The sequence below is a fragment of the Salinispora sp. H7-4 genome (assembly GCF_013416675.1).
GTDB lineage: Bacteria > Actinomycetota > Actinomycetes > Mycobacteriales > Micromonosporaceae > Micromonospora > Micromonospora vitiensis.
Map to the genome: position 1 here is coordinate 107,860 of NZ_JABZED010000049.1, position 8,540 is coordinate 116,399.

The 8,540-nt window shown below is 69.0% G+C and carries 4 protein-coding genes and 1 pseudogene (1 of these 5 running past the window's edge); 3 read left to right on the top strand and 2 right to left on the bottom strand.

Features of this window, described 5'->3' with window-relative positions:
• Positions 1-2: 2 nt before the first annotated feature.
• Positions 3-2,852 (bottom strand): aconitate hydratase, encoded by a 2,850-nt coding sequence (locus H0524_RS18575; RefSeq protein WP_180199782.1) that lies wholly within the window; start codon positions 2,850-2,852, stop codon positions 3-5.
• A 337-nt stretch (positions 2,853-3,189) separates the two neighbouring features.
• Here H0524_RS18575 and H0524_RS18580 point away from each other — a divergent pair, with 337 nt between their 5' ends.
• From H0524_RS18580 to pulA, 3 genes are all read left to right on the top strand, one after another.
• Entirely contained in the window at positions 3,190-3,348 is a 159-nt protein-coding gene (locus H0524_RS18580) for a DUF5993 family protein (protein WP_018727353.1), read from the top strand.
• A 15-nt stretch (positions 3,349-3,363) separates the two neighbouring features.
• Positions 3,364-3,975 carry a disulfide bond formation protein B gene (locus H0524_RS18585; RefSeq protein ID WP_180199783.1) on the top strand — a complete coding sequence of 204 codons (612 nt, stop codon included), beginning with the start codon at positions 3,364-3,366 and terminating at the stop codon, positions 3,973-3,975.
• 174 nt (positions 3,976-4,149) lie between these two features.
• Positions 4,150-6,993 (top strand): pullulanase-type alpha-1,6-glucosidase, encoded by a 2,844-nt coding sequence (pulA, locus tag H0524_RS18590; protein ID WP_180199784.1) that lies wholly within the window; start codon positions 4,150-4,152, stop codon positions 6,991-6,993.
• Positions 6,994-7,058: 65 nt separating this feature from the next.
• Here the strand turns inward: pulA and H0524_RS18595 are convergent.
• A pseudogene (locus tag H0524_RS18595) lies at positions 7,059-8,540 on the bottom strand (hypothetical protein); it runs 1,105 nt beyond the window's last position.

Sequence of the window (8,540 nt, forward strand, 5' to 3'; positions counted from 1 at the left end):
CTTCAGCCGATCATCCGGCGCAGCACGTACTGCAGGATGCCGCCGTGCCGGAAGTAGTCCGCCTCTCCTGGCGTGTCGATGCGGACCACCGCGTCAAACTCGACCCCGGTGTCGGTGGTCACCTGGACGGTCCGCGGGGTGTCGCCCTCGTTGAGGGCGGTGACTCCGCTGATGGCGAAGGACTCGGTACCGCACAGGCCCAGCGACTCGGCGGTCTCGCCGGCCGGGAACTGCAGCGGCAGGACGCCCATGCCGATGAGGTTGGAGCGGTGGATCCGCTCGTACGACTCGGCGATGACCGCCTTGACGCCCAGCAGCATCGTGCCCTTGGCGGCCCAGTCCCGGGACGAGCCCGAACCGTACTCCTTGCCGGCGAGGACGATCAGCGGGATTCCCGCCTCCTGGTAGGCCACCGCGGCGTCGTAGATGGTGCTCTGCGCGCCGGTCAGGTGGTTGACCGTGAAGCCGCCCTCCGGAAGCGCGGCCCCGGCAGCGGAGTCGGCACCGGGCACCCGCAGCTGGTTCCGCAGCCGGATGTTGGCGAAGGTGCCCCGAATCATCACCTCGTGGTTGCCCCGGCGGGAGCCGTACGAGTTGAACTCGTGCCGCGGCACGCCGTGCTCGGCGAGGTACCGACCCGCGGGGGAGTCGGCCTTGATCGCACCGGCGGGCGAGATGTGGTCGGTGGTTACCGAGTCGCCGAGCTTGGCCAGGACCCGCGCCGCCCCGATGTCGCCCACCGGCGCCGGCTCGCGCTGCATGCCCTCGAAGTACGGGGGCTTGCGGACGTAGGTCGACTCGCCCTCCCAGGCGAAGGTGTCGCCGGTCGGCGTCGGCAGCGACTGCCACCGCTCGTCACCGGCGAAGACGTCCGCGTACGCCGAGCTGAAGCCGCCGGCGCCGATCGCGGCGGCGATGACCTCCTGGATCTCGGTGCTGCTCGGCCAGATGTCGCGCAGGAACACCGGGTTCCCCTGGGCGTCCTCGCCGATCGGCTCGTTGGCCAGGTCGATGTCCATGGTGCCGGCGAGCGCGTAGGCGACCACCAGCGGTGGGGACGCCAGGTAGTTCATCTTGACGTCCGGGTTGATCCGGCCTTCGAAGTTGCGGTTGCCGGAGAGCACCGAGACGACCGAGAGGTCCTTCTCGTTCACCGCCGCGGAGATCTCCTCCGGCAGCGGGCCGGAGTTGCCGATGCAGGTGGTGCAGCCGTAACCGACCAGGTGGAAGCCGAGCTTCTCCAGGTACGGGGTGAGGCCGGCCCGCTCGTAGTAGTCCATGACGACCTTCGAGCCCGGGGCGAGGGTGGTCTTCACCCACGGCTTGCGGGCCAGGCCCCGCTGAACGGCGTTGCGGGCCAGCAGCGCGGCGCCGATCATCACCTGCGGGTTGGAGGTGTTGGTGCAGGAGGTGATGGCGGCGATCACCACCGCGCCGTGGTCCAGCTCGAACTCGGTGCCATCGGCGCCGGTAACCCGGATCGGGTTGGTGGCCCGGCCGCCGGAGCCCACCGCGGCGGTCACCAGGTCGCGCGGGGCGTCAGCGGGGTCAGTGACCTCGTTGGCGGGGGCGTCGCTGGCCGGGAAGGACTCGGCGCTGGCCTCGTCGGCGGGGCCGCTGATGCCCTGCTCCGGCTCGCCACCGGCAGCGTTCACGGCGACGTAGTCGGTGAGGGCGGCCCGGAACAAGGTCTTGGCGTTGCCCAGCGGCACCCGGTCCTGGGGCCGCTTCGGGCCGGCGAGCGACGGCTCGATGCTGCTGAGGTCCAGCTCCAGCCGCTCCGAGTAGTTCGGCTCCGTGGCCGGGTCGTGCCAGAGGCCCTGTTCCTTCGCGTACGCCTCGACGAGCGCGACCTGCTGCGGGTCGCGCCCGGTCAGCTCCAGGTAGCGCACGGTTTCGGCGTCGATCGGGAAGATCGCGACGGTGGAGCCGTACTCCGGGGACATGTTGCCGATGGTGGCCCGGTTGGCCAGTGGCACCGCGCTGACGCCGGGGCCGTAGAACTCGACGAACTTGCCGACCACACCGTGCTTGCGCAGCATTTCGGTGATGGTCAGGACCAGGTCGGTGGCGGTGGTGCCGGCCGGCATCTCCCCGGAGAGCTTGAATCCGACGACCCGCGGGATGAGCATGCTGACCGGCTGGCCGAGCATCGCCGCCTCGGCCTCGATGCCGCCGACGCCCCAGCCGAGCACGCCGAGGCCGTTGACCATCGTGGTGTGCGAGTCGGTGCCGACCACCGTGTCCGGGTAGGCCTGGCCGTTGCGCTCCATCACCGTACGGGCGAGGTATTCGATGTTGACCTGGTGCACGATGCCGGTGCCCGGCGGGACGACCTTGAACTCGTTGAAGGCGGTCTGACCCCAGCGCAGGAACTGGTAGCGCTCCTTGTTGCGCTCGTACTCCAGCTCCACGTTGCGTTGGAAGGCGTCCTCGCGGCCGAACAGGTCGGCGATGACGGAGTGGTCGATGACCAACTCGGCCGGGGCGAGTGGGTTGACCTTGGTCGGGTCGCCGCCCAGGTCCCGCACGGCCTCACGCATGGTGGCCAGGTCGACCACGCAGGGTACGCCGGTGAAGTCCTGCATCAGCACCCGCGCCGGGGTGAACTGGATCTCCACGCTGGGGTCGGCGGCCGGCTCCCAGGCGCCGAGCTGCCGGATGTGGTCGGCGGTGATGTTCGCGCCGTCCTCGGTCCGGAGCAGGTTCTCCAGGAGGATCTTCAGGCTGTAGGGGAGTCGGTCGTGCCCCTCCACCTTGTTAATCTTGAAAATCTCGTAGCTCGCGTCGCCGACGCGTAGCTGGGTCTTCGCACCGAAGGTGTCGAGGCTCGCCACGTCGTACTCCTTCACACCAGTGGCCGTGAGCAGTCCTGAGCAGTCTGTCGCACCGACGGGGGCGGTGCGGTGCTTAGGCGGCCCTTACCTGTATTAGCTGCGGGTACAAACCGTACGTCCGTCTTGCTATTCATGCAACCCGGACCGGGCGCGGGGCGGGGCCAGCGGGTTCGCCGCTTGTGCCGGGTGGTGGGCGCGGCGGTGGCGAGCGCGTGCCGGTGCGCCGCCGGTTGCGGCCTCGCCCCGTTGCGGCGGCGTTGGGCGTAGCCGGTTCGGGTTGATGTGTGGTCGACGGTCGAGTTGGTTCGTGATTCCGGCTCGGAGCTCCCGATTTGGCCACTACTTTGAGCGAATGGCAACAATTCTCTTCGCGGTGCTCCTCGTCGCCGGCTGGCTCATCGTGCGGGGCAGCGGGCGCGGGACCGTCCTCGCCGCGTGGACGGTTTCGCTCGTCGCCATCCTGCTGCTGTTCAACTATCACGTGGGCGCGAAGCTGCCGTTGAACTTCTGATTGAGTGAGGATGTTATGACCGGCCGTCTGGGCTTCTGGCTCGCGCACCTCTTCGTCCTCGCCTACTGCGGCGTGCTGCTCGGCGGGTTCGCGGTGCAGTTCGTGACCGGCGACCTCCCGTGCCCGCTCTGCATCCTGCAACGGATGGCGATGATGCTGGTGGCCTTCGGGCCGCTCTACATCATCGTGCGGACCCGCCGTGGCGATGTGCGGCTCGCCGACTACGCCATGGGATACGGGATGAGTATCGTCGCCGCCGTCGTCGGTGCCGCCGTCGCGGTCCGCCAGATCCTGCTGCACATCGTGCCGCCCGACCCGGGCTACGGATCGCCCGTTTTTGGGCTACACCTGTACACCTGGGCATTTATCACGTTCTGCGTGGTGGTGGTGTTCTGTGGGGTGAGTCTGATCTTCGCCCGCGCGCTGGTACCGCGGGGCGTGCGGTTCGGCTGGCCGTCCAAGGTGGTCTGCGGGCTGTTCCTGGTGATCGTGGCGGCGAACCTGGTGGTGGTGTTCCTTCAGGCGGGCTTCCACTGGTTCCTCCCGCCTGACCCCGACCGCTACGAGATTTTCCATTCTCTGGCGTCGTGGGGCGCCGGGGCGATGTCAGGCGGCGCTACGGAGTGAGGGTGGCGCCGGGTTGGGCGGGGACCTCGTCGATCGATCCGCCCGGTGTGACAACCACGACCGCAGTGACCTTGCGAAAGGGTGCTGCAGGATTTCAATCAACCTGCAAGGGATTGCAGAAATTTTCGACGGCGGCTAGCGTGCGGCTCATCAGCGACCAGAGGAAGGCCGTCGATGAAACCCCCGCCGATCCCGCGCAAGGCGCTGCTCACTCTCGCCTCGCTGGCGACCCTCACCCTCGCCGGCACCAACACCCTCGTTCACCTCCAACCGCCCGGCGGCGCCGATGCGCCGACCGTGGCCGGTGCCGAGCCGTGGGCCGCCAACCACCTCGCCACCACGCTGCTCGCCGCCGGTAGCCACCAACCGGAATCCGGGACCACCACCGGCCTCGACCTGACCATGCAGAAGGCGCACTGGATCGACCGCGGCACTGTCGCCTGGCCGACCGAAATCCCGGACGGCACGACGTACGCCCTGGTGACCGCCGCGGCCGGCGGGGTGACCCTGGTCGACGGCGAACTCGCCGGGACGTACCGGACGATCCCGCTGCAGGCCCGGCGGCACGGGCTGACCGTTGCGCAACGCGAGCGGTTCCCACACCTGGCGGCGTACCAGGCCCTCGCCCTGGACCGACAGCACCTGGCCGGGGTGCCGGCGGCGCTGCGCGGACAACTCGTGGTGACCGAACGGGACGCCGGAGGTGCCCTGCGCGCCGCCACCGGCGTCCAGATCCCAGGTGTGCTCGACGACGTCTACGCCCCGGCGAACCGGGCGCGGCTCGGCCCGACCTTCACCGGTGCGGCGCCGACACTCGCGGTCTGGGCCCCCACCGCCCGTACGGTGGCACTGCAGTTGTTCGACACACCGACGTCGCGACCGCGGCCAGTCCCGATGCACCGGGACGACCGCACCGGCGTGTGGTCGGTGCGGGGAACCCCCTCCTGGACCGGGAAGTACTACCGCTACCAGGTCGAGGTGTGGCAGCCGGCCGAGCAGCAGCTGGTCACCGCGGCGGTGACCGACCCGTACTCGCTGGCGCTCGCCCCCGACTCCACCCACAGCCAGATCGTCGATCTCGCCGACCCGCGGCTCGCGCCACCAGGCTGGACGCAGCTGCCGAAGCCGGCGGCGGTACCGGCGACGCAGGCGCAGATCTCCGAGCTGTCGGTACGGGACTTCTCGATCGCTGACAGCACCGTGCCAGCCGAGCGACGCGGCACGTTCCGTGCCTTCACCGACCCCGCCACCGCGGGGATGCGACACCTGAAGGCGCTCGGTGACGCCGGGACGACCCACCTGCACCTGCTCCCGGCATTCGACTTCGCCACCATCCCCGAACGCCGCGCCGACCAGCAGCAACCCCCCTGCGACCTGGCGGCGCTCCCGCCGGACTCGGACGAACAACAGCGATGCGTCGCCGCCGTCGCCGACACCGACGGATACAACTGGGGGTACGACCCGCTGCACTACACCGTGCCAGAGGGCGGCTACGCCGTTGACCCGACCGGGGCGGCGCGGACCACCGAGTTCCGGCGGATGGTCGCCGGGGTGAACGGCGCGGGGCTGCGGGTGGTGCTCGACGTCGTCTACAACCACACCTCGGCGGCGGGCACCGACCCGAACTCGGTGCTGGACCAGGTGGTTCCCGGCTACTACCACCGGCTGCTGGCAGATGGCTCGGTCGCCACCTCAACCTGTTGCGCCAACACCGCCCCCGAGCACGCCATGATGGGCAAGCTCGTGGTCGACTCGGTGGTCACCTGGGCGAAGGAGTACAAGGTAGACGGCTTCCGGTTCGACCTGATGGGGCACCATCCGAAGGCGAACATGCTGGCCGTCCGCGCCGCCCTCGACGAGCTGACCCAAGCTCGCGACGGAGTGGATGGCCGGGGCGTCCTGCTCTACGGCGAGGGCTGGAACTTCGGCGAGGTAGCCGATGACGCCCGGTTCGTTCAGGCCACCCAGGCCAACCTGGCCGGCACCGGGATCGGCACCTTCAACGACCGCCTCCGCGACGCGGTGCGCGGAGGCGGCCCCTTCGACGCCAACCCACGTCGACAGGGCTTCGCCTCCGGGCTGTACACCGACCCCAACCACGACCCGGTGAACGGGTCAGCGGCGCAGCAACGCGCCCACCTGCTGCACCAGCACGACCTGATCAAAGTTGGGCTCACCGGCAACCTGCGTGACTACCGATTCACCAACACTGCCGGCGAGCAGGTCACCGGGGCACAGGTGGACTACAACGGGTTGCCAGCCGGCTACACGGCCGCACCGGGGGAGTCGGTCACCTACGTGGACGCGCACGACAACGAGATCCTGTACGACGCGTTGGCGTACAAGCTGCCGGAAGACACCCCGGCGGTAGACCGAGCCCGGATGCAGGTACTCGCGCTCGGCACCGCTCTGCTGGGGCAGGGCACCGGCTTCGCCACCGCCGGCAGCGAGCGGCTGCGGTCGAAATCGCTGGACCGCAACTCGTACAACTCTGGTGACTGGTTCAACCAGATTCGATGGGACTGCGCCCAGGGAAACGGGTTTGGCAACGGACTCCCGTCCGAGCAGGACAACAAGGACAAGTGGCCGTACGCTCGCCCCCTGCTTGCCGATCCGGGGCTGGTCCCGGACTGCGCGACGATCGACCTGGCCGGGACCCGGCACGCCGAGTTGCTTCGGATCCGCTCATCGTCGCCGGTGTTCGGGTTACGGACGGCAGAGCAGGTGCAGCAACGGGTGGCGTTCCCGTTGTCGAGCCGCGCGGAGCAGCCGGGTGTGCTGACGATGACGCTGGACAGCCGTGGGTTGGGTGGTCCGTGGAAGTCGGTGACGGTGGTCTTCAACGCTACCCCTCAGGCGGCTACCCAACAGCTCACCGACCTGCGCGGAGCAGACATTGCGCTGCACCCGGTGCTGCGTACCTCCGCTGATGAAGTCCTGCGAACGTCCTCGTTCGCGGCCGACAGTGGCACATTCACGGTTCCGGCCCGCAGCGTGGCGGTCTTCGTGCAGCGGTGACCGACGCACAATTGGTCCGGCCCCCTCCGCGTCAGCGGAGGGGGCCGGACTGACTAGCTGGTCGATCAGCCGAAGCAGTTCTCGATCGGCTCGGGGCTGCCCTGACAGTTGGTCGGGTCATTGCCCTTGATCGCGGACTTGTTGTCGACCGTGACCTTCCCTAGTGCGCTGAACACGCCACCCGGCTTGAAGGTCGAGCGGTTCTCCGTCACCTTGGAAGCAGTCAGATCGATGCTGCCCAGGACGTTGAAGATCCCGCCGCCGGAGAAGCCGGCGATGTTTCCGGAAATCGAGCTGTCCCGGAAGGTGACCGCGCTGAGGAGGTTGAACACACCGCCCCCGAAGACGCCGGCCTTGCCATCCGAGATCTTGCTCTTGTCGACGTTGGCAACCACGCCAAGTGCCAGCGCGATGCCTCCACCGTCACCGACGGTGCCGTTGTCAACGAGCTGCGCCTCCTGCACGTAGAGGCTGCCTCGCTCGGCCGCGGCGATTCCGCCACCGGCGAGCAGCGCCAGGTTCCGGGCAACAATCGTCTGCTTGACCGTCATGTCGCCGCCGAGGTCGAACAGGCCGCCGCCGAAGCCAAGTGTGTCGTTACCGGTGACCTCGGCCTTCTCGACCGAGACCATCCCGGCCTTGATGTCCTTGCGGTCCAGGAACGCTGCCCCGTTGGCGATACCGCCGCCGCCGACTGTAGCGCCGTTTTGCATCACCCGGGACGAGGAGACCCGCAGGACGCCGCCGTTGAAGATGCCGCCACCGTAGTGGAAGGCGTCATTCTTGAACAGTGTCGTGTGGTAGAGGCTGGTCTTGCCGAAGTTGGCGATCCCACCTCCGACGCCACCGGCGAGGTTGTGCTCCAGGTAGGACTTCTCAAAGTCAGCGGTGCCGCCTGCCTGCACCAGGACGCCAGCGCCGTCCGTGGTGTTGCGGTGCGGGAAGTACTTGTGCTCCGCCCCCTCAGCGGACGGTGCCATTTCGGCAGGAGCCGTCCACTCGGCGGTTGGTGCACCGACGGTGGCGTCCCCACTGGCGGCGCCGCTCTGGTTCCAGCTGGCGGCGCCGTTTTCGTTGGTGGTGGCGTCGTCGCTGGTGGTGGTGTTCTGGTTCCAGCTGGCGGCGCCGTTTTCGTTGGTGGTGGCGTCGTCGCTGGTGGTGGTGTTCTGGTTCCAGCTGGCGGCGCCGTTTTCGTTGGTGGTGGCGTCGTTGCTGATGGTGGCCTCGTCGGCGACGACGGTTTCGTCGGTGGCGACGGTCTCGTCCGTGGCGACGGCCTCGTCCGTGGCGACGGCCTCGTCCGTGGTGGCCTCGTCGGTGGCGACGGCCTCGTCGGTGGCGACGGTCTCGTCCGTGGTGGCCTCGTCGGTGGCGACGGTCTCGTCCGTGGCGACCTCGTCCGTGGCGGTGGCCTCGTCGGTGGCGGTGGCCTCGTCCGTGGCGACCTCGTCGGTGGCGGCCTCGTCGGTGGCGGCCTCGTCGGTGGCGGTGGCCTCGTCCGTGGCGACCTCGTCGGTGGCGGCCTCGTCGGTGGCGGTGGCCTCGTC

Bases quoted from the DNA above. Each gene is read 5' to 3' on its own strand.
- H0524_RS18580 (WP_018727353.1), top strand. From the start codon at position 3,190: ATGGCAACAATTCTCTTCGCGGTGCTCCTCGTCGCCGGCTGGCTCATC.
- H0524_RS18585 (WP_180199783.1), top strand. From the start codon at position 3,364: ATGACCGGCCGTCTGGGCTTCTGGCTCGCGCACCTCTTCGTCCTCGCC.
- pulA (WP_180199784.1), top strand. From the start codon at position 4,150: ATGAAACCCCCGCCGATCCCGCGCAAGGCGCTGCTCACTCTCGCCTCG.